At 44.3% G+C, this 21,475-nt stretch carries 25 protein-coding genes and 1 pseudogene; 2 read left to right on the top strand and 24 right to left on the bottom strand.

Annotated elements, in window-relative coordinates:
• Positions 1-465 precede the first annotated feature (465 nt).
• From M2273_RS28465 to M2273_RS28485, 5 genes are all read right to left on the bottom strand, one after another.
• Positions 466-1,392 carry an alpha/beta fold hydrolase gene (locus M2273_RS28465; protein ID WP_429401402.1) on the bottom strand — a complete coding sequence of 309 codons (927 nt, stop codon included), beginning with the start codon at positions 1,390-1,392 and terminating at the stop codon, positions 466-468.
• 264 nt (positions 1,393-1,656) lie between these two features.
• Positions 1,657-2,196 carry a YceI family protein gene (locus tag M2273_RS28470; protein ID WP_429401404.1) on the bottom strand — a complete coding sequence of 180 codons (540 nt, stop codon included), beginning with the start codon at positions 2,194-2,196 and terminating at the stop codon, positions 1,657-1,659.
• Between the two features lie 220 nt (positions 2,197-2,416).
• On the bottom strand, positions 2,417-2,818 hold the full coding sequence (locus M2273_RS28475; protein WP_429401406.1) for a GlcG/HbpS family heme-binding protein: 402 nt from the start codon (positions 2,816-2,818) through the stop codon (positions 2,417-2,419).
• A gap of 184 nt (positions 2,819-3,002) precedes the next feature.
• A complete protein-coding gene (locus tag M2273_RS28480; RefSeq protein WP_429401408.1) occupies positions 3,003-3,476 on the bottom strand; it encodes a Dps family protein in 474 nt (157 codons plus the stop codon).
• A 501-nt stretch (positions 3,477-3,977) separates the two neighbouring features.
• A complete protein-coding gene (locus M2273_RS28485; RefSeq protein ID WP_429401410.1) occupies positions 3,978-5,198 on the bottom strand; it encodes a YbfB/YjiJ family MFS transporter in 1,221 nt (406 codons plus the stop codon).
• Between the two features lie 59 nt (positions 5,199-5,257).
• Here M2273_RS28485 and M2273_RS28490 point away from each other — a divergent pair.
• Positions 5,258-5,428, top strand: a pseudogene (locus M2273_RS28490) (LysR family transcriptional regulator); the annotation flags it as partial.
• Positions 5,429-5,476: 48 nt separating this feature from the next.
• Positions 5,477-6,136, top strand: coding sequence for a LysR substrate-binding domain-containing protein (locus M2273_RS28495; RefSeq protein ID WP_429401643.1), 660 nt, complete (start codon positions 5,477-5,479; stop codon positions 6,134-6,136).
• 207 nt (positions 6,137-6,343) lie between these two features.
• On the opposite strand, the gene M2273_RS28500 is transcribed toward M2273_RS28495, so the two are convergent.
• From M2273_RS28500 to M2273_RS28590, 19 genes are all read right to left on the bottom strand, one after another.
• A complete protein-coding gene (locus tag M2273_RS28500) occupies positions 6,344-7,144 on the bottom strand; it encodes a type 1 glutamine amidotransferase domain-containing protein (protein WP_429401412.1) in 801 nt (266 codons plus the stop codon).
• 96 nt (positions 7,145-7,240) lie between these two features.
• Positions 7,241-7,813, bottom strand: a complete 573-nt coding sequence (locus M2273_RS28505) for a Crp/Fnr family transcriptional regulator (RefSeq protein WP_429401414.1) — start codon at positions 7,811-7,813, stop codon at positions 7,241-7,243.
• A 353-nt stretch (positions 7,814-8,166) separates the two neighbouring features.
• On the bottom strand, positions 8,167-8,805 hold the full coding sequence (locus M2273_RS28510; RefSeq protein ID WP_429401416.1) for an isochorismatase family cysteine hydrolase: 639 nt from the start codon (positions 8,803-8,805) through the stop codon (positions 8,167-8,169).
• Positions 8,806-8,831: 26 nt separating this feature from the next.
• Positions 8,832-9,362 (bottom strand): hypothetical protein, encoded by a 531-nt coding sequence (locus tag M2273_RS28515; RefSeq protein WP_429401418.1) that lies wholly within the window; start codon positions 9,360-9,362, stop codon positions 8,832-8,834.
• A gap of 55 nt (positions 9,363-9,417) precedes the next feature.
• A complete protein-coding gene (locus M2273_RS28520) occupies positions 9,418-10,479 on the bottom strand; it encodes an alpha/beta fold hydrolase (protein WP_429401420.1) in 1,062 nt (353 codons plus the stop codon).
• Positions 10,480-10,574: 95 nt separating this feature from the next.
• Positions 10,575-11,030, bottom strand: a complete 456-nt coding sequence (locus tag M2273_RS28525) for an organic hydroperoxide resistance protein (protein WP_429401422.1) — start codon at positions 11,028-11,030, stop codon at positions 10,575-10,577.
• 49 nt (positions 11,031-11,079) lie between these two features.
• Positions 11,080-11,943, bottom strand: coding sequence for an enoyl-CoA hydratase/isomerase family protein (locus M2273_RS28530; protein ID WP_429401424.1), 864 nt, complete (start codon positions 11,941-11,943; stop codon positions 11,080-11,082).
• Positions 11,944-11,980: 37 nt separating this feature from the next.
• Positions 11,981-13,033 (bottom strand): thioredoxin family protein, encoded by a 1,053-nt coding sequence (locus M2273_RS28535; RefSeq protein ID WP_429401426.1) that lies wholly within the window; start codon positions 13,031-13,033, stop codon positions 11,981-11,983.
• A gap of 40 nt (positions 13,034-13,073) precedes the next feature.
• Entirely contained in the window at positions 13,074-13,922 is an 849-nt protein-coding gene (locus tag M2273_RS28540; protein ID WP_429401428.1) for an SDR family NAD(P)-dependent oxidoreductase, read from the bottom strand.
• A gap of 19 nt (positions 13,923-13,941) precedes the next feature.
• Complete coding sequence (locus M2273_RS28545) at positions 13,942-14,436, bottom strand: cupin domain-containing protein (RefSeq protein ID WP_429401430.1); 495 nt, start codon at positions 14,434-14,436, stop codon at positions 13,942-13,944.
• A gap of 11 nt (positions 14,437-14,447) precedes the next feature.
• Entirely contained in the window at positions 14,448-15,296 is an 849-nt protein-coding gene (locus tag M2273_RS28550; RefSeq protein WP_429401433.1) for an SDR family NAD(P)-dependent oxidoreductase, read from the bottom strand.
• Between the two features lie 32 nt (positions 15,297-15,328).
• A complete protein-coding gene (locus tag M2273_RS28555) occupies positions 15,329-16,021 on the bottom strand; it encodes a type 1 glutamine amidotransferase domain-containing protein (protein ID WP_429401435.1) in 693 nt (230 codons plus the stop codon).
• Between the two features lie 79 nt (positions 16,022-16,100).
• A complete protein-coding gene (locus M2273_RS28560; RefSeq protein WP_429401437.1) occupies positions 16,101-16,850 on the bottom strand; it encodes an MBL fold metallo-hydrolase in 750 nt (249 codons plus the stop codon).
• 4 nt (positions 16,851-16,854) lie between these two features.
• Complete coding sequence (locus tag M2273_RS28565) at positions 16,855-17,940, bottom strand: NAD(P)H-dependent flavin oxidoreductase (protein ID WP_429401439.1); 1,086 nt, start codon at positions 17,938-17,940, stop codon at positions 16,855-16,857.
• Between the two features lie 11 nt (positions 17,941-17,951).
• The gene (locus M2273_RS28570; protein ID WP_429401441.1) at positions 17,952-18,404 is read right to left on the bottom strand and encodes a nuclear transport factor 2 family protein; all 453 of its coding nucleotides are present in this window, start codon (positions 18,402-18,404) and stop codon (positions 17,952-17,954) included.
• The gene (locus M2273_RS28575; protein ID WP_429401443.1) at positions 18,405-19,139 is read right to left on the bottom strand and encodes an SDR family NAD(P)-dependent oxidoreductase; all 735 of its coding nucleotides are present in this window, start codon (positions 19,137-19,139) and stop codon (positions 18,405-18,407) included. It lies immediately after the preceding gene.
• 4 nt (positions 19,140-19,143) lie between these two features.
• Complete coding sequence (locus tag M2273_RS28580; protein WP_429401445.1) at positions 19,144-19,362, bottom strand: tautomerase family protein; 219 nt, start codon at positions 19,360-19,362, stop codon at positions 19,144-19,146.
• A gap of 29 nt (positions 19,363-19,391) precedes the next feature.
• A complete protein-coding gene (locus tag M2273_RS28585; protein WP_429401447.1) occupies positions 19,392-19,910 on the bottom strand; it encodes a YceI family protein in 519 nt (172 codons plus the stop codon).
• A gap of 141 nt (positions 19,911-20,051) precedes the next feature.
• On the bottom strand, positions 20,052-21,335 hold the full coding sequence (locus tag M2273_RS28590) for an epoxide hydrolase family protein (RefSeq protein WP_429401449.1): 1,284 nt from the start codon (positions 21,333-21,335) through the stop codon (positions 20,052-20,054).
• Between the last annotated feature and the right edge of the window lie 140 nt (positions 21,336-21,475).

A 21,475-nucleotide genomic window follows, 5' to 3' on the forward strand; every position in this document is an offset into this window, starting at 1 on the left:
TTTTTGCGTCATTCGTAGAGTAAGGAACTTTTTAAATTGCAAATTACTGATAATTAATACATTAGAGCGATGGTTCTGAACCCTAGCTCTCCGCTGAAAATATAAAGCCCTGTAAATCAAGCATTTACAGGGCTTTTTTAATTATATGCGTTGATATCGAACCTAATTTTGAAAAAACAAAAACCCTCTAATTTCGCTAATTAGAGGGTTTTTGTTTTTAGAGTTTGTTAGAGAATAACAAAACTCGTATAAAATCGCAAAACCCATGAGCGTCTTTTGGAGCGTTTTTTAGCCCTAAAAATGACGCACCAAGTCTATTTACAATAGCAAAACTGATTAAATAAAGTGTTCCTCATATCTCAATTAGTATCCCTGAATTGAGATTTAAGAAATGTAAATACCTGTTCTTTACCCGATTGATTTAACAACCTGATTTATACACTACCCCGTCTCATCCTCATATTGTTATTGACGTAGGAATTGTCGGATGTAGCTGGCAATTTCAGGTGCAGCCTCATCAAGTGCAAAATGTCCTGCATCCAGAATATGGATCTCAGCGTCAGGAACATCTTGTTGATAGGCATATGCGCCTGCAACGGTGAATGAAAGATCATATCTCCCCCACAAAACTAACAAACGTGGATGACGTACCCGCAGCCATTTTTGGAATTTTGGATAATTGGCAACATTGTTCTGATAGTCATAAAATAAGTCAATCTGGGCCTTTAAAACTCCCGGAGTGTTTAGCCAGGCTAATTCGTCAGTCCATGTGTCAGGGTCTATCGCTTCGGGGTGTGGCGAACCGCCTATGTGCCGTTGACGGGTCGCATTAGGAGACGTAAAATTAGCAATTAATGTTTGCACGTTAGCAGCACTATCCTTCCAAAAGGCCTTTCTTTTTGCCCACAATGGTGACAGGCCTTCGTCATGGCTTACGGCATTTTGGATTATGATGGAGGCTATCCGTTGCGGATTTAAAATCGCCATCCTCATTCCTATTGGCCCTCCGTAATCCTGCAAATATAAATTGTAACTTTTCAGATGAATTGCCTCTGTAAATTTGTCCATAATTTCTGCCAGGTGATCAAATGTATATTGAAACTCGGAGGTTGACGGATAATCACTATGACCAAAGCCCGGGTAGTCTGGTGCTATGAGATGAAAGTGGTCTTTCAACAGCGCGAACAATGAGTTGAACATACGTGACGATGACGGAAAGCCATGCAGCAGTAAAATCGTTGGCGATTTTGTTGACCCGGCTTCGCGATAGAATATTTTAAGGCCATTTACCATTACCGTTTTGTATACCGTTTTTGATGAATACTCCGCGACCTTAATTTCTCTTTCATTAGTTAATCGGGCGTCTTGCGCACTTGCCTGCTGGGGTTCCATTAAAAAGAATATGAATATCACTGCTGTCAACTTTAATAATTTCATCTTTCCTACGTTTTCTGAATGTTACTAACCGCTTTTTCCTAACTTTTAGGGAACGGTTTTAGGCGATATTGACAATTTAAAGGGCGAATTAAAACCTTTGTAAGAGTAAGCCGTATACTGATACCTCAGTGGCACTTGCATACGGCGATATTAACTACGACATAGAATAATTTAGATTTTCGTGGCGTTATTCATTTATTTTAAAAATGTATCCATATCCTAAACGTTAGCTTCCTTGGCTAGGATACTGACATCAAGGTCAAAGTCGTTATAGATCAATGTATCACCCAGCTTTTCAAAGAAATTGCCGGAACGAAAAATCATATTGTATTTAGTACGGTCAATGGTGATTTTGCCAGCGGCTTTGATGATATCTCCCTCAACAAATGCAGTCACTTTAAATGATACAGGATTAGTAATATCTTTGATGGTCAAATTCCCCAAAATGGCATATTCCGCCTCGGTTTCAGCTGCAGCCGAAACGATTTCAAACACTGCTTCGGGAAATTTTTCAGAAGAGAAAAAGTCGTCTGAAGCTAAATGGGCAATGAATTTCGCGTAAGTGTCAGGGTCGCTTATGTCAAGGTCCTTGATGGAAGTAGTATCGATGATGAATTTGCCACCGGTTATTATTCCCTCATTTACAATTAGCCAACCTGATTTAATTGCGATTGTTCCATTGTGGAATCCGGTTACTTTTCTGCCAGTCCACGCAATGATGCTTTCTGAGGTTTCGATGTTGAAATTTTTAGTTTCCATAATTTATGTTTTAAGTTATTTTGCCTTTTGTTCCTTTTATTGTATACTGGAAGGTAGGGTGGCTAATTAGTTGCATTATATGTCTGATATCTCCCTTTACTTTCAACCAAATACGACCAAGGACTTCCGGTTTCCGACGTAATCATTTTTTTGAATGATGGGCATTGCATTGTACATTATCAACAAATACAGTCAATTTTACAGTCACGGACTTTAGCAGTTATTTCACCGCTTTGGCACCGGCCCGGGCTACTGCCTGGTCATGTTCTACCGTGCTCCCGGAAACACCGATCGCCCCAATAATTTGTCCTGTCGTATTTGTAATAGGTACTCCCCCCGGGAATGTAATTAGTCCGCCATTTGAATGTTCAATCTGCCAGCCCTGTCCGCCGGGCTGCGATAATTTCCCGATCTCGCCGGATTCCATGTTAAAATAACTCGCCGTTTTGGCTTTGCGCAGGGCGATATCTATACTTCCAATCCATGCATCATCCATACGAACAAACGCGACAAGGTTGACACCTGAATCCACGATCGCGATATTCATTAGGGTACCCAGTTGCGAGGCTCTTTCTTTCGCAGCCTGTATAGCCAACTCCGCTTGTTTAAGTGTAATATTCATAACGCTAATTTTCAAAATATAAAAATGATTGACCTGTAGACTGGCAGCTGGCTTATTCACCTGCTTTATTTGGGTACGGTATCGGAACCCAGAACTCCGTTTGCCTTCTTAAATGTTAAGGTTGCAATATTCGCTGGTAGCTATAGTCCATTCTTTAACAACGTACCTGATGTTGGCTAAACTCCTATTTCAGATGCGCTCTTAACATCCAGGCCATCTTCTCGTGCGCCTCGATCAGGCCGGTAATGTAGTCGCTGGAACCGGCATCTTTCAGGTCATTCGCGAAGTAGTTAACTTTTTGACGAAACTGCATAATTAAACTTTCATGGTCATTTAACAATTCTTTGATAAAGCCCGGGCCATCATTCGTTTCATGTAATTGTTCTGAAAAATGGGTCAGGTCAAGAAAGTCTTTTAATGTTGCTGGAGCGTAGTGGCCTAAGGAACGGATGCGTTCGGCGATGCTATCGGCTACTTCATCCAGCACTTTAAATTGTTCTTCAAAAAAAAGATGCAAGCCATGAAAGTTTGCACCCTCAACATTCCAGTGCGCATTTTTTGTTTTGGTAAAAAGTACAAATTCATCAGCAAGAAAAACGCTTAAAGCGTGTGCTACCTGTGTACGGTTGTTCGTTATGATTCCAATTTGAGTGTCCATTATTAGTTGATTTTTAGATTTAATATTAAGCCGAGGCGTTAGTGAAGATCTGATCAATGATCATGACACCTTTCTCTCCATTACATGTATCTATGGTATGGATATATTTAAAGCGCCGGCTGAGCTGATCATAAACCTGATCGATGACTTTTATGCATACATCGTTAACACGAAAATTGACAGCATTTTGCATACACAGCAAATGCTTATTACATAAACAAAAATCATTGACATATCCTTGCTTGTGTAAGTTTATCACCTGCCTGGTTATAGCGCGGTTTATTATTCGTGGAGTTTTGAATATCATGCCCATTGGATTGATCTTTAGTACTTTATAGGATTATCCCATTATATAAATCATGCCAAATGCCTAATGCGCTTATTATCAAACACATACTAACACATCTGATTAAATTTCATATTCGAAAATTCGTTAAACAATAACTTGAACAACGAAATATCACAAGTAACCAATCCATTTCACACCTAACTGAAAATAAGTTAAGCCGCCGGTTTTCCGAACCTGGATGATAAGTAATCAAGTATACTGCCTGCCAACAGCGTTGCAGCACCGATCTCAAAAAGCAGTGTATAGGAACGCTCAATCGAAAAAAGGAAAGATAAGAGGTAGGCAGTACCGGCATGAGTGATAGAAAAGATAACTGTCATCCTGCTCCAAACCTGTTTTTGATGCTGATGACCCGCCAATTCTGCCGTCCGCCCCGCCGCCAGTGAACTGATACCCAGCGCCAAACTGCCGACAAATATGCTTGATAATGCTAAACTCCAGCTCGCGGTAGACACCAGTGGTAAGATTACGCCAATTGCTTTAACCAATAAGCTGATGCGAATGCTTTTGGCAAAACCGATCTTATCTGCAACTATGCCAGTCAGCACCGGCCCAACAGCTGCCGCCAGTCCGAGCAGTACCCAGAAACGCGTACCTTGTTCAATTCCCCGGTGCAGTCCCCGACTAATAAAATCTACCCAAAAAACGGTATGCGGAACAAATCCCACCGCATTACAGGCATAAGAAAGGATGAGGAAAATTATAGCCCCCGACCATAGCATCCCCTTGCCGGAACTTTGACGATGAGAAGGTACGTAAATGTGTTTTTCATTACTCCCCTCGGGCCAGCCTTTCCAGATCACCAACGTTAAGATAAAAGCTATTGCAGCAAAAACAAACCAAGTGGTTTCCAATCCCTGGCTAACCAAAAAAGGGATGAGCGTACCGGCTAAGGCAATGCCAATACCAACCCCGGAAAATATAACGCCGCCTACCAAGCCCTTGCGCTCGGGCGCGGTATGTTTAAATATCGTGGGGGCGGTGATCACCATGATCACGCCACCACCAAAGCCGGCTAATAACCTGATCATAAAATACAGCGGGTAGGCAAGCGGAAATGCACAGGTAATAAAAGACACAACAACCAGTAATAACATCGACCGTACCAGCGTAACAGATCCCACATACCTATTGAGAAAAGTTCCCGCCATCGAGCCGATGATATATCCGGTAAGGTTACCTGCACCCAGGTAGTCTGCCTGAGCAACTGTAAACCATTTAGCATCAACTAACGCCGGTATTAACGGCGGATAGCCGAAGCGGCCAATGCCATTACTGATGAGCAAGGTAACAAAGCCTGTAAGAGCGGGTATAGCGAAACTTCTCCGCGATTTTTTTTTGATAGCTAATTCCATATTCAAAACTAATTCCATAAAATGAACATTAAAAACAATTAATAATGATATATTTGTATCATTATTAGTGATTAATTATGCAAATAAATGATTTGGTAATTTTCCAGGCAGTGGCGGAACATAGTAATTTCAGCAAGGCTGCAGCCGCAACACATACTGTGCAATCCAACGTCACCGCCAGAATTAAAATGTTGGAGACGGAGTTTAATACGATACTATTCGCACGGACGTCTCGATCCATCCAAATGACTGATGCCGGTGCAGAGCTACTGAAAACCGCTAAACAGATCTTGTTAATGATCGATCAAACCAAGGCTACGATTAACGGCGGCGAACAGCCGGTTAAAGGTTTGGTTAGGATTGGTTGTATCCATACTACTGCCGCTTTGCGTGTTCCCGGAATGTTACAACACTTTGGTGAAACTTATCCCGATGTGGAATTTAAGTTGAAGACGGGAACCACTGAAGCTTTGATTAAAGAAGTTTTATCCTGCCAGTTAGACGGCGCTTTCGTAGCCGGAGATATTACCGATGCGCGCCTTTCCGTGCAGCCGATCTTAACGGAAAAACTGGGCATCATTGCCTCCTCATTGATCACATCTTACGAACAACTTCAACAAAGCGGTCGGAAACTGAAGCTGATTGTTTTCAGCGATGGGTGCTCCTACCGTAAACTTGCCGAGCGCCTAACCAAAGACTGGCCGGTCAGCAAGATCTCCCTGATCGAGATGGATACCTTGGAGGGAATATTGAATGCTGTCGAAAAGAACGTAGGCGTAACTTTAATGCCTGTTGCCCTGATCGAAAAACTTTATCAATATAAAAACCTTAAAGTATTTAGCCTGCCGGCCGATATTTCGCAAATGACTACCGTCTTCGTAAAAAGGAACGACGTTGGTATGAGCAAAGCTTATACCGAGTTTTACAGATCCATCACCGACGGTTACAAGGCCTGATAAAAACGATTTTCGCAACATGATATTAAGCAACAAGCACCATCATCTTGAGGTTTGATGCCTAGTTTACCTCTACTATGTATCCAAATACAGCAAAGAAAAAGAGGCTATTTTCAAAATTGAAAACAGCCTCTTTTGATAAATAGCCACTTTTTCAGTGCCCTGCAATTTTGCAGACTTTTTTGCTTAAAGATTTCATTCGGAGAGTTAGTTGACCGAAGATGACAAGTAAGTCATCAGTTTTTGTGCAACTAGTAAAGATGATTGCGGATTTTGGCCGGTAAATAATAAGCCGTCCTGAACTGCAAACGGGTGCCAGTCCTCCCCTTTTTGATAATCGGCTCCTTTAGACCTTAACATATCTTCCAGTAAAAAAGGTACAACTTTGTTTAGCTGCACAGCAGTTTCTTCAGTATTCGTAAAAGCCGATACTTTTTTACCTTTTATTAATGGTTGTCCGTTCGCGGCTTTAACATTTTTCAATGCAGCCGGTGCATGGCACACCAAAGCTACCGGTTTTTGATTTTTGATGAAGGACTCGATCAGGCGGGCCGAGTTTTTATCTTCGGATAGATCCCACATCGGCCCATGTCCTCCAGGGTAGTAAACGGCGTCATAATCTTTTTGATTTACCTTTGAAAGCAAAACAGTATGGGCCAGTTTTTCTTGCGTAGCCACATCGGCAAAGTATTTCCGGGTTGATTCAGTTTGAAATTCAGGATCGTTACTTTTAGGATCTATCGGAGCCTGACCGCCTTTTGGAGAGGCGATGGTGATCTGTGCCCCCTGAGCGGTAAGGTAAAAATAGGGCGCTGCGAACTCCTCTATCCATAACCCTGTTTTTTTGCCGGTGTTACCTAATTGATCGTGCGAAGTAACAACGAAGAGTATTTTCTTCGCCTTCGAATTTACCGGTAACGCAGATTGATTTTCTTGCGAAAACCCGCTTAAATTTACTATTGAAAGTAAACCTAATAATATTGCACTTGCTTTAATTCTCATTTTCATTTTCATTTCCTTTGAATTTTATTTAATGCAAAGGTTTGAAGATTTGAGGTTTTCACACAGGACATACATCAAAAAATTCGTGTGATATATATCAAATTATTGGTGGGTTTTGTATAGGCGACTAAGGGTTTCACGGGTAACCCCAAGATAAGATGCGATCAATTGCTTCGGCACCATTTGAAATAAAGCAGGATATTGTTTTATCAGTTGCTCATACCTATCGCGGGCGTTGGTATTGATCAAGCCCAATACACGCTGCTGAAGAGCAACATAACCGAAATTAGTTTTTTTCCGAAAAAAATGTTCAACTTTATGCAGTTCGGCACAAAGTTTATCCTTATCCGCCAACGAAATTACAAGTACCTCTGCCGATTCCACAGGATCAATATATAACGATGATGGGATTTGATTGTAGAGCGCGTAGTAGTCTGTTATCCACCAATCGGGAAGGGCAAACTGAAGCACATGCATCTTATTATCGCTATCTATCATATACGATTTCAAACAGCCCTTCACCACAAAAAACTCGTTTTTTACCAGCTCACCCTCCTGAATAAGAAACTGATGCTTAATCAGTTTCTTATGTACAAAATGACTGTATATATATTCAAACTCACGATCTGTAAGCTGAATTATTTTCTCGAAATGGGCTCTTAGCAGTTCTTTCATAAAAAGCACTAATTTGATAAATTTCGGCAATAAAATTATCATTAAAAGCTAATGTTATAGCTCCCTTTTGCTCACCTGCTTATGAGCCTCGTACCTGTATTTGCCAGAGTAGACCTTAAAAAAAAGGCAAGGCAATGGCCAAGCCAAACCGCTCTGTCCACTGACTCTAGTTGCCCCCCAATTGGAGCAACGTGACAGGCATTATCTTAGAAGGAATGATTTATGTATGGCGAAACCTGATAGCCACTTCAACCGATTGAGATTAACGGTTATAAGGCTTAACCGGAAACATTAAAAGAAAAGGTAATAAGACAAGCCCCCGTCATCGGAGGCTTGTTGCTCAACTTAATTTATTATGCTTCGGGTAAAGCTGCGGGCAAGGCTTCTACCAGCTCTCCCGTCGTTAAGATGGCATGGGCAAAAGTGGGTCCGTTCAAAACATGGGCAGCGTGCATCATTTCCGGCGTAAAGGCAGCTGTTGCGTCTTTTACCAGGGTCACATGATAACCCAGTTCCATCGCGAAACGGCAGGTACTTTCCACGCAGGTATTAGCCAGCAAGCCCACCGCGATCACGTGGGTAATCCCATGCTGCTTAAGCAACATATCCAGATCCGTATTGGCAAAACCACTTTGGGCCCAGTGCTCTTTGGCAATGATATCACCCTCCTGGGGGGCAAAATCCGGGTGCCATTCCCCGCCCCAGGTACCTTTGGCAAAGGAATGACGGCTCATGATACCCACTTGCGTTGGGTTGGGATATTTCCAGTACTGGTAATCTGTTGGCTCCCATCGTTTATGGGGCACGATAAAAACCTGGATACCCGCTTGCCTGATGGCCTTAACAATCGTCCGGAGGTTATTTAATAAGTTATTACTCTCCGCAACATCTTTAACCCTTGGCCACACCTTTCCCCCTTCTGATAAAAAATCGTTGTAAGGGTCGATAAACATCAACGCTGTTCTTTCGCGTTCATAAGTTTGAGCTTCCATTTCAGTAAATTTTATTTATGATAAAATTAATTTTGTCTCAAAGCATGTCGCTCGATGCTTTTGGCGAACAACGGCGTTTCACTTTGGTTGTGATAGATCGATACCGGCTGGCGCTGGGTTTTAAACAGATCAAATGGTATCCCCTGTTTTTCCAGGCCTTTTAAAAAGCCTTCTGTGGGCCTTGAAATTACCCGGTTCGTAAATTCGCAGCTATTTTCGTCGATCTTTTTTACGCTCAGCTCCCAATGTACCAAAATATTCACGCGGCCGGTGGGTGAGAACACATCTGAAACCGACTCCAGGATCAGGTGTCCCGGTTCTGACAATGTTTCTATGTAGTGCTGTACCATTGGGCTGCCCCCAAGTATCTCCACATTGATAGACATTCTTTTTCCTTCGGGTGAGGTTGTCACACCTGCTGCCACGTGCGCGGGTGAGCATGCCTGGTATTCAGCTTCCGGAAGCGAAAAGCACCATTCCGGGATGTTGATCTTTTCGATCGGAGCGTTGATCACAGCTGAAAAGCTGGAATCCACGATAATTTGTTCATTTTCCATGATAATTACATTTTAATTTTAAGTATTGTGTTATTTAAATTATTGTTGAACCGGCTTATTTTGAATAACCTTCAGCCTCAATGATCGCATCTGCAAATGCCTGCGGCGCTTCCTGCGGCAGGTTATGCCCGATACCACCATCGATAATCTTATTGGCATACTTACCTGAGAATTTTGCGGCGTACGCGCTCGGCTGTGGATGAGGCGCACCGTTGGCGTCACCTTCCAAGGTGATAGTTGGTACAGTAATTACCGGGGCTTTTGCAAGTTTGTTCTCTACATCGTCGTATTTTGATTCACCCTTTTCAAGGCCCTGTCGCCAACGGTAATTATGTATCACAATAGCGACGTGATCCGGGTTGTCAAAAGCCGCGGCCGAACGGTCAAAAGTGGCATCATCGAAGTTCCACTTGGGCGATGCCAGTTTCCAGATCAGTTTATTAAAGTCATTCCGGTATTTGTCATAGCCCGCCTTTCCACGTTCTGTAGCGAAATAGAACTGGTACCACCACTGCAGTTCAGCAGACGGTGGTAGGGGTATTTTTCCCGCTGCCTGGCTACCGATCAGGTAGCCGCTCACAGAGACCAGGGCGCTGCAGCGTTCAGGCCATAACGCCGCGATAATATCAGCAGTTCTCGCGCCCCAGTCAAACCCTGCAAGAATGGCTTTGTCGATCTTGAGCGCATCCATGAACGCTATGATATCAAGAGCAATAGCGGATGGCTGCCCGTTCCTGAAGGTTTTAGCCAAAAGAAAGCGGGTTGTTCCAAAGCCACGCAGGTAAGGCATAATCACGCGATAACCTTTTCCTGCCAGCAACGGTGCAACATCAGCAAAACTGTAAATATCATATGGCCAGCCGTGCAATAGTATAACTACTTTGCCATCTGTCGGCCCCAAATCAGCGTAGCCAATATTCAATAAACCAGCATTGATCTGCTTAATATCAAATGAGGACGATGCGTTGATTTTCGTGCTTGATTTACCTGAAGTTAACGGGCCAGTTTTAACAGGCTGTGCATTTGCCCCCCCTATCATCAATAGTGGGCCGGCCGCCATGGCTATCGCTGCAGCTCCTAAAAACCTGCGGCGATCATAGTTATGTTTCTGTAACATATGCTTGATATTTAAATTCCTAATGAAAAATTTTTCTCTTTTGACCAAAAAGTGTTTTCCCACCTGCGGAGAATCACATCCTTGGTACGTCACGGTTAAACTATATTAGTTTCCACTTTAATATTACCATGAGTGGCTTTTGAATAAGGACATAATAAGTGCGCCCCTTCGGCAATAGCCCGAGCCAGTTCCGGTTCAATACCTGGTAGACTTACGTTTAAACGAGCTTCCAAAGAGTATCCAGATTCTTCCGACAGCCGAAGGTCTACTTCAGCGTCAACTGCCGCATCTGCCGGAAATCTCACTTTCCTGGTGGCAGCTTCCAATTTTAAGGCACTGAAAAAGCAGGACGACCAGCCTACAGCAAACAATTGTTCGGGGTTGGTGCCATTTCCAGGAGCGCCGGGTAAAGAAAGTTTAACATCCAGACGGCCGTCTGATGTACGTGACGAACCGCCATCGCGACCACCGACAGTGTGTGCTTTTGCGGTATAAACTACTTTTGCATTTTGGTCATCCACTTGTGAATTCCCGTTAGTGCTGTTTTCCATTTTCTTATTATTTAAGTTGTTAATTATTTCAATTCGTTAAGTAGATCCATTAATCAATGTTATGCTCACTGATCCGGTTCAAATAAGCGCCTACGTTGTATTCGAAATCACCGTCCTGCTGAAAGCCCCAGGCCCGGAGTTTTTCAATGGTAGGTTTTCTTTCCGGCCTGCTGGCAGTCTGGATATACGCGGCTCGCGACTCATTCATATGTTCCAATGATGGCCTTGGTGCTCGCTTATTCACCAAAGTTTTTGCCTGTCCGGTTACCACCTGGTCAAACTGGCTAATACGAAGTGCAAAATTGTGCACGAAATCGTCCAGTTTATCATCCGTTATCATCCGGTTAATTAGCCCATAGCGTTCGGCTATACCCGCATCTATGTCTTCACCGCCTACTATGATCTCCAGGGCTCGTGCTCTCCCTACTAAAAGCGGCAGAAACTCCATGCTGCCTCCGCCAGGGATCGTTCCAACAGCCACTTCAAATTGACCAAATATGGCTTTATCGCCCGCAAAGCGAATATCACAGGCTGCTGCAAACTCAATACCTACGCCACGGGCGCGTCCACGGATAGCAGCAATCGAAATAACCGGCGACTCGTGCAATGCTACCGCAACATCGAATACCGGCAGTATCCCCGAAGGTGTTTTGCGGGCAATTATTTCGCCACCTTTTACCACGTCAAAATGCGCAATAAAGAAATCCGGTAGCGCGCTGTCAAATACGATCACACGCAATTCGGGCGAGGCCTGCATACGGCGCACCACTTCTTCCAATCCGGTAAGTAGTTCAGGGCCGAACAAATTAAGGGGTGGAGCATCTAACGTTAGCTGCCAGTAACCGGGATTATGGCGGGTTAATCGAACCGGAGTTCCTTCTATTTGCTCTGTAGTTTTTGTTATTTTTTCCATTGTCTTACTTTTTTGAATTATTAGTATAAGCTCTTGATCATCCAAATGTGAAATCATATACCTCAACCTTAGGGGATAAAAATTCGATTTGAAAGTCCCGGTCGATGATCGGCCCCTGCTGGCGGATCAATTGATACATTCGCGGTTCCGTTATCGTTCCGTTGCCATTTTCGTCTATATCTAACCCGTGCGAGGCTCCGGGAATATTCCCATCAATAGTGACACGGAATTTTACTGGAGTTCCTTTTGCGCCAGGACCGATAATTAAATTAAGATCGCGGGCATGGAACCGGTAAATTAGCCTGCCTTGTTTCCCGTTTAATAAAACCTTTTCCTTGCCGATGGTCCATTCTCCGTTAAGCGCCCATTGATTGAGTTGGAGGCCAGACGGCACAGTATAGATTACCGACTTATCACTAATTATTCCACCCGGGGAAGCAAAACCCTGCGTTTGGCCGTAACCCACATAATTTTCAGGCGACTCAACGTTGCTCCAATCAGCAGCAGCTTCAGCGCCGCCGGGTTGAATTGCTGTAATTTGAAGTGGTGTGTTTTTTGGCGAAAGCTCCCTTAGCAATTGCTGGATCTTTATTTCAATTTCTTTATAATCACCTTCACCGAACTTTTGATAGCGTATTTTTCCGTTCGGATCAATCAGGTAAAGCGCCGGCCAATAATGATTCCGGAAGGAGTTCCATATTTCATAATTGGAATCAACCGCAACCGGATAACCAATATTCATTTCTGTGTTGGCGTTCCTGATATTCCCTAATTCTTGTTCAAACGAAAACTCAGGGGTATGAACACCTATCACCACCAATCCCTGATCTTTGTATTTTGAGGCCCAATCCTTCACATAGGGCATGGTACGCCGCCAGTTGATACAGGTGTAGGTCCAGAAGTCAATAAGCACGACTTTTCCACGCAACTCTTCCAATTTTAACGGCGTTGTATTCAACCAGCCGGTTGCACCTTGCAACGACGGTTTGTTATCTTGTTCAGGCGTAAATTGTATTGGTGTAACAGCTACGACGATCGCGGCAATTAAGATCGCAGGGATGGTGATGTATAGGGTTCGCATAGTTTTCATCGGGTTTAATATTTCTTTGAGAATTATTTATTGGTTTCAATTAACCGTGCGCTGCGTCGGTAACGTCCTTCCACTCCTCGAACTCGGCAAACCGCTTTTCATAGTTTTGCTTTACCAGCGGAAATGCAACTTTACCTAAGAGCAATCTAAGGGGCGGATTTGGCGCATCAACAAGTTTTAAAATGGCTTGCGTAGTAGCTTCAGGTTTGCCCCAGGCATCCGGTGTAAGGCTTCCATAAAAAGCTGTTCTTAATGGCGCGTAAACTTCATTTTCTTTTGTGCGTATGGCTGATGCCCCCGACCAATCTGTGGAATAGCCGTTAGGCTCGATCAATGTGACGTTAATCCCAAAACCAGCTACCTCTGTGGCTAAGGTTTCGCTCAGGCCTTCAACTGCAAATTTGGAAGCGTTATATAAACCCAAAACAGGTAGCGTTGCTAATCCGAGCATACTGGATACCTGGATAATATGACCACTTTTTTGTTCCCGCATCAGCGGGAGTATGGCTTGGCTCATCCATAACAAGCCGAAGAAATTCGTTTCCATTTGATCCCGGGCTTCCTGCTCTGTAGTTTCCTCGATCGCACCAAACAAGCCGTAACCTGCATTATTGATCAAAACGTCAATGCGGCCGAAAGCGGCCCGCACCTTTTCCACAGCTTCGAAGCTTTCCGACCTGTTGTTTACATCTAACTTTATAGGTAATACTGTATCGCCATATCTGGCCACAAGTTCGTCAAGGTGTTTGATATCCCTGGCGGTGGCAGCTACTTTATCGCCACGCTTTAAAAATGCTTCAGCCCATAATTTGCCAAATCCACGCGAAGCTCCTGTTATTAAAAATACTTTGGGGCCTGTTGTAGCACCCTCATTTTTATTAGTTTCCATTTCCTTGTTCGTTTATGTTTTATTTGCTGATATTTTTATTCCTCGGATCATCCGATGGAACTATATAACTTATCCCCAGGGGGCCGTTAGCGGTAACCTGCGTTTCATAGCCGCCGGATCTGGCCCAATGGAAATGTGGTGTGTTTCCGGGTAGAATGACCACGCTTCCGGGCGGGTACGCCTTTAATTTTGAAGCGTCGAATTTGGTGCCTATACCGATATAAAAGACGCCGGAAATCACGGTGTATATCCTGTCTTCAGGATGTAGGTGCGGCCGCAGAATAACACCGGCGGGTACTCTTACCCTGATTACATACGGTCCCGGCTTTTTGGGGTCACCTACGAGAATAGCCAGGCGCGCCTCTGGGGGAAATGCCGGGAACGGTGACCATTTAATGTTCTCCTGGTAGATTTCACCAAACTTATGATTTGGTAAGCCCTGGGCATGGGTGCGGGTTGCTTTGAGCAGCGCAGCGAGGCAAAAGAGTGTCAATAAAAAATTTATTTTTTTCATGATCTTAAAGGTTAAATGTCTTGTGTAAAATCGGCATGAATGGAGACTTCCTTCCATTCTTCCAGTTCTGTTGACATCGCTTTTAACTTTTCTGCCGCGCGGTTGTAAGCATCCCGGCCCAAAAACAGGTGCTCCGGCGCTTCCGGGCTTTCGGCCATATCAATAAATATTTCCGCCGCGCGTTCAGGATCGCCTGGTTGGCTTCCGTTTGCTGATAAGTAGCTGATCTCCGTGTCTTTTACAGCGTTATATCCTTCTGTAATATTGGGAATCCGCGCCAGTGAGCTTTCAGTTAAAAAACCTGTCCGGAAACCTGAGGGTTCAATCACGGTAACTTTAATCCCAAATTCTTTGACATCCAGCGCCAGGACTTCAGAAAAAGCTGCGATGGCTGCTTTAGTAGCTGAATAGATTGCCCATCCGGGCGCACCGGCAAGACCGGCCACCGAGCCAATATTGATAATATGCCCTGATGTTTGTTCGCGCATTACCGGTATCACCCTTTTAGTCACTTCGATTAAGGCAAGAACGTTCACACTAAAAATGTCTTTGATATGCTCCTCTGCGGTTTCTTCAACAACCCCAGTCATACCGTAGCCTGCATTGTTGACCAATACATCTATCCCCCCAAAGGCGGCAAGCGTTTGCCTGATGGATTCGTCAATACAATCCGGGTTATTCAGGTCCACAGCCAATGGCAAAAAGCGGTTGCTGTCGATAACGCCGACTGCTGTTTTGAGTGTTTGCGCATTACGTGAAGTTGCAGCAACCCGGTATCCGCACGCTAATAATTTTTTAACGAGGGTGAGCCCCAATCCCTGGGAAGCACCCGTTACATACCAAACTTTCGGTGTGTTCATTGCCTTTTGTTTTAGTGATTGATTTAGTTTTATTAGCCCCTTTCGGCATAGTCAAGTAAGGTATCGATCGCTAATACCGATGATGCAGGATTTTGCCCGGTGATCAGCAAACCATCGCGCGTTACGAACGGCTTCCAGTCTTCTCCTTTTTGAAAATTTGCGCCCCTTTGTTTCAGCATATCTTCTAATAGAAAGGGCACCACTTTAGTCAGTTCGGCGGTTTCTTCCTCTGTATTGGTGAAGGCGGCCACTCTTTTTCCTTCGATCAGCCATAGCCCTTCCGGTGTTCTTGCATACTTTAGAGCTGCCGGAGCGTGGCAAACCAATGTTACAGGCTTGCCGTTATAATAAAATGCTTCGATAAGCTTTACAGAGTCTCTGTCTTCGGCCAGGTCCCACATTGGGCCGTGACCGCCCGGATAGAAGATGGCATCAAAATCACTCTCTGAAACCGTGCTTAATTTTACCGTATTACTCAGCCTGTCCTGCGTTTCTGCATCGCTATAGTATCGTTTAGTAGCTTCGGTTTTATTTTCAGGAAGATCACTTTTGGGATCAATTGGTGTTTGCCCGCCTTTTGGTGAAGCAATCACGATCTCTTTACCAAGGTCACGTAATTTGTAATAAGGAGCAGCAAATTCCTCGATCCATAGTCCTGTTTTTTTGCCGGTGTTGCCCAACTCATCATGAGATGTTACAACGAATAGAATTTTGTTGATTTTCATAGTTTTAATATTTAATTTTTAGATATAGCATCTCCTGTCCGGATGTTTTCCAGCTTAAAAAATGCTTGTGCTTGTTGTTTTACAGTTCTGTTTTTACCCCTGCTTTTAGTATTTTCAGCCTTTCGGCAATTCCCAGGGCGCTAAAGGATTGCCGTAACATTTCACCTGTCTCCGTATAATGCGACCAGCCCTCAAAATGTACTGGAATGATCGTAGCTTCCGGGAAAGCAAAGGCTGTATCAATAGCATCGTTGGTACCCATGGTTACATTGAACGGCCCACGTGGCTTAGCTGCCCCTGCAAAAATGAATATGTATTTCGGTTTGAACCTTTCGGCAACTTCTTTAATGCCATCGTAGAAAACCGTATCCCCGGTAATATATATCTGGATGTCTTTTGTTGATACGATAAAGCCTGTGACATCCCCAGTAAGATGTTCGCTTCCGGCCGGGCCGTGCCTGGCAGGTGTTGATATGATGGTAATCTTGTCATTTAAAATGGCGGTATCCCAGGGGGCCAATCCGATAGCATTGCCCTTCAATCTCTCTGCTCCTATCCTGGTGGTAAATGTCTTCGGCACCGATTTCAGAAACTCCCTCCCTGCATTATCGAGGTTATCGCCATGCTGGTCATGACTTAACAGCACGGCATCAATTTTGCCAATATTAACTCTTGCCGGGCCTTCAGTTTTTGAGTAAGCAGGCTTGTCATTGATCTTGAATACTTCACCCGCAGGGTCAAGCGTTGGATCGGTCATGAGCCTTAAACCGGCTATCTCTAATATGATAGTCGGGCCACCGAGATAAATAACATTGATCGCCTTTTTCATCGTCTTAAGCTTTTAAGTTTTCAAAGTATGCGGTAGTTTCTTCTATTAGGGCACTCATCAATTCACCGGCTTTGGTATGTTTTAATACCGGTGCTATCTGCCCGCCCCAAAACAGAATCATATCCCACTTTTCCTGTTCGATAGCCGCTTTGCGGATGTGTGACATAAACTGCGTTTGCAGAGGGAAAGGCAGGAACCCTTTTTCCTGGTGTACGAGATCCCTGGCGATACGGCTGGTTATGCCCCTTCCCAATCTTCCTGTAAACGCCCGCGATAAAGTGGTGTACTTTGCCGCATCCGAAAACAGCATTTGTTTATGAATGGCCGTGGCGTTTGATTCATCGGTAGCCAGGAAAGCTGTACCTATTTGTGCAGCATCGGCACCAAGTGCCAGCGCCGCTGCTACGCCTTTGCCGTTGGCTATACCACCTGCGGCAATAACAGGTGTTTTTACTTTCTCATTAATGAGTTGTAGCAATACAAACGTTCCAATTGTGGACGACTCGGCCGGTGCCAGAAACGATGGACGGTGCCCGCCTGCTTCAAAGCCCGAAGCAATGATCAGATCAACTTCCGCTGCTTCCAATGCTATGGCCTCATCCAGCGTAGTTGCAGCACCGATGGTGACAATGCCCAGCTTACGGCATTGTTCCAGAATATTAGCAGATGGGGTACCAAACATAAAGCTGAACACCGGAGGCCGTTCATGAAGGATGACTTCTACCTGATTTTCAAAACGGGTTTTGAATGGCGCAGGTTTTCCCGGCAATTCTATCCCTAACTCATCAAAATAGGGTTTGAATAGTTCTTGCGCTCGTTTAAATTGATCATCTAAAACAACACCGCCTACCGCATCTGTATCCGAAACCCACAGGTTGATATTATAAGGCTTATCGGTTGCAGCCTTGAGCTGACGGGCAATATCGCTTAACTCCTGCGGGCTTAGCGTGTATGCGCCATATCCACCGAGCCCACCGGCATTTGATACGGTTGAGACAAGGTCAACGGATGACAGGTTACCGCCAAACGGCCCCTGCAGGATAGGATATTGAATACCCAGAATTTCAGTTGCTTTTGTTTGATACCACATGATGCTGTTTTTTATTGGGCTACATCAGTTAACATTTTGTTGACGATAACCCACTTTCCGTCAATCTTATGAAAAGAGAGGAATTCATCGTAATTAAAATCATACATTTTAACATGTAGTTTGGCCACAGCAATGGAATTCACTACATCTATGGAAGTAATAATTCCCCTAAACGGTTTGCCGGAGTCTTTGACACTCACGCGATTCTTTACACCATCCAGGTATTGATCAAGCGTTTTGGCATATGGCACCCCATTGATATCTCCAAATACCAATGTGCCCGAATGATAGACCTTACGAAGCAGGTCAATATCACCTTCATATATGCCTTTCAGATAAAGATCCTCCAGTGCCTGTGTGATCGCTACTTTATCCTGTTGATTGGTTTCCATTTTATTTTGATTTTGTGCTTTTGATACCTGTAAAATACAGGACAGAAAAGCGGTTAATAAAATCGTTTTCATTTAGTTTAAGTTATGCCCGGCTGACATGCCGCCGTCTACATTGATGATTGCACCGCTGATGAAATTGCTTTTTGCAACTGTATAAACCATTTCGGCAATGTCTTCCACTTCGCCAACCCGGTTTAACAAATGCAAGCCTGCGCCTTCATCGGCCTTACTGCCGTGCATCGGTGTACGGATGGTGCCTGGCGCTATGGTATTCACCCGGATGTTATCTTTACCAAATTCGGCTGCCAACTGTATAGTAAGCGCATGTATCGCCCCTTTTGATGCCATTTGCGCCGTGATCGGCACTCCGCCCAATGCGTGATTAACCAAAGGTGTCCCGATATTGATCACCACGCCATCATGTTGTTTCAGCATATGCGGAATAGCCGCCTGTGTGGTAAAATAGGTTCCCTTCAAGTTGGTATTTAAAAAGCGGTCAAGGTAGGCTTCATCCACCTGCAGGAATGGTTTTGTTTCAAAAATCCCGGCGTTGTTTACCAGTACATCTACCGAACCAAATCTTTCCAGCGCGGTTGCCACCAGTTTTTCACCGGTTCTTTTATCACTTACGTTTCCTGCTACCCAAGCCAGGTTTGTGCCCGCGCCTAATTCCTGGTATACCTGTTCTAATTTATGAGCCGTAGATGAATTGATCACTACATTGTCGCCTTTTTCTAAAAAGTGACGGGCTACTTCTTTACCGATGCCAGAAGAGGCACCGGTAACGATTATCGTTTGTTTTTTCACTGTGTTATTTTTTATCTGCCGTAATACCTTTTTCCCGCAAAACCGATACTTGTTCGCCGGCAAATCCCCAATCATCCAGCTCTATTTCCTGTATCACCACATGGGTTAATTGCGGGTCTTTATTCAGCACATCGGTTATCAGATCGGTGATGCCTTTGATCAGCGTTTGCTTTTGTTCTCTGGTGATGCCCTCCCGGGTCACTTCTAATTTTACGTATGGCATGGTTTTAATTTTTAGGCCAGGGCCGCTTATTAAGCGGCTTTGGCAGTAATGTTTACATCAAGGTCAAAATCATTGTAGATCAGCGTATCGCCTAAGTTTGTAAAGAAATTGCCCGAACGGAATTTCATATCATACTTGGTACGGTCGATAACTATTTTGCCTTTTGCAGTTAACTGGTCACCGTTTACCGTAACGGCAACATCAAATGCCACCGGATGGGTAATGCCTTTGATGGTTAGGTTACCTTCAACATGATTGCCTGAAACTGAGGTTATTTCTAAAACAGCTTCCGGGTATTTCTCCGATGAAAAGAAATCATCAGAAGCCAGGTGGCCCCAAAACTGGCCGTTTAAATTAGGGTCGGTTACATCCAGTATTTTTATGGATGTGGTGTCGATGATGAATTTACCACCGGTAAGTTTCCCGTCGTTTAAAATTACTTCGCCCTCTTTGATGGCGATGGTGCCGTTATGCGCACCAGTTACTTTTCTTCCCACCCAGTCAATGTTGCTTTGAGGAGTTACGATTTCGAATTTTTGATTTTCCATTTTATTTATGTTTTAAATTATAGAACAAATTACGGTAGCATTTCGCAGCCGGGCGTGTGACCTACATCACATAGACACCTATGCCTTATTTAATGTGATGTAGATCACTTTCGACCTGTGCTAAACAGTAGGTTTCCTGTATTAGCGCAGTGTTTTAAATGCTGCCCGCATTTCTTCGGAAAATATTTTTGGTTGCTCCCAAGCTGCGAAGTGACCGCCCTTATCAAGCTTATTATAGTACACAAGTTTAGGATACGCCTGTTCTGTCCAGCTACGCGGGGCCTGATACAGTTCGTCTGGAAAGGCGCTTACCGCTACAGGTATGGTAATACCCTTTGGCGCAAAGAAGGGAAGCTTGCTTTCCCAGTACAACCGGGCGGAAGAAACAGCCGTACCGGTTAACCAGTATAAGGTGATGTTATCCAGAATGTCGTCCCTGGTCAAACCTTCAGTCTTTCCATCGAAAACACGCGAAATAAGCGCAAGACTGGTAGCATCGTGGTCGAGCATCCATGCCGCCAGTCCCACTGGTGAATCTTCGATAGCATACAAAGTTTGTGGACGGTTTGCCATCTCATTAGCGTAACCCAGACCGTGTTTGTAAAAATAATCGAGCTGATCGTAGGCATGTTTTTCATCAGCAGAAAGGGAGGCCGGTGCCGGTTCGCCAAACTGAAGCGCTTTGGCAACGTCGGCGGGCACTGTGGCCGGCATATTGGTATGAATGCCGATCAGTTCGGGCGGTGTTAGCAGCGCCATCTGTTCGGTAACGGCATTTCCCCAATCGCCGCCCTGAGCAACAAATCGTTTATAGCCCATACGTTTCATTAGGGTAACCCATGCCCGTGCAATATGTTGTTGGTCCCAGCCGGTAGCTGTTGGCTTGCTTGAATAGCCATAACCCGGTAGTGACGGTATGATGACATCAAACGCATCTTCGGCTTTCCCACCGAAAGCGGTAGGATCGGTTAGCGGGCCGATGATCTTCATTTGTTCAATGATGGATCCTGGCCAACCATGTGTTATGATAATGGGCAAAGCATTTTTGTGTTTGGAACGAACATGAATAAAATGAATATCCAGCCCATCTATATTTGTGATAAATTGAGGTATCACTTTCAGCTTAGCCTCCATTTTGCGCCAATCATAGCCTGTTGCCCAGTAGTGCGCCAACTTTTTCATCACTTCTAGTTGTACACCCTGCGATCTATCTTTAACGGTTTCACGCTCGGGCCATTTGGTTGCCAGGATCCGGCGCTTAAGGTCTGTTAGTTTAGCAGCGGGAATACTTACATGAAATGGGCGTATCGATTCATCCGGCAAGGAGCTACCGGTATTTGCACTTTGCGCGCTGCCGGGTGTGCCCTGGGCAACAATAGCAGTTGCGATTATGGTACCGAGAAGGATTTGGTTAGTCTTTTTCATTTTTTTTAATATTTTATTTCCGACTTGTTTCAAGGGCCAATTCATTTATTGTGCCAACATTAAAACATTGCTTATCAGTATTTTATAAAATATTAAGATAGATTAAACCGTTACATTTCGCTAATTACGCAAACCCGCCT

Source organism: Mucilaginibacter lappiensis (assembly GCF_050433765.1).
Taxonomy (GTDB): domain Bacteria; phylum Bacteroidota; class Bacteroidia; order Sphingobacteriales; family Sphingobacteriaceae; genus Mucilaginibacter; species Mucilaginibacter lappiensis_A.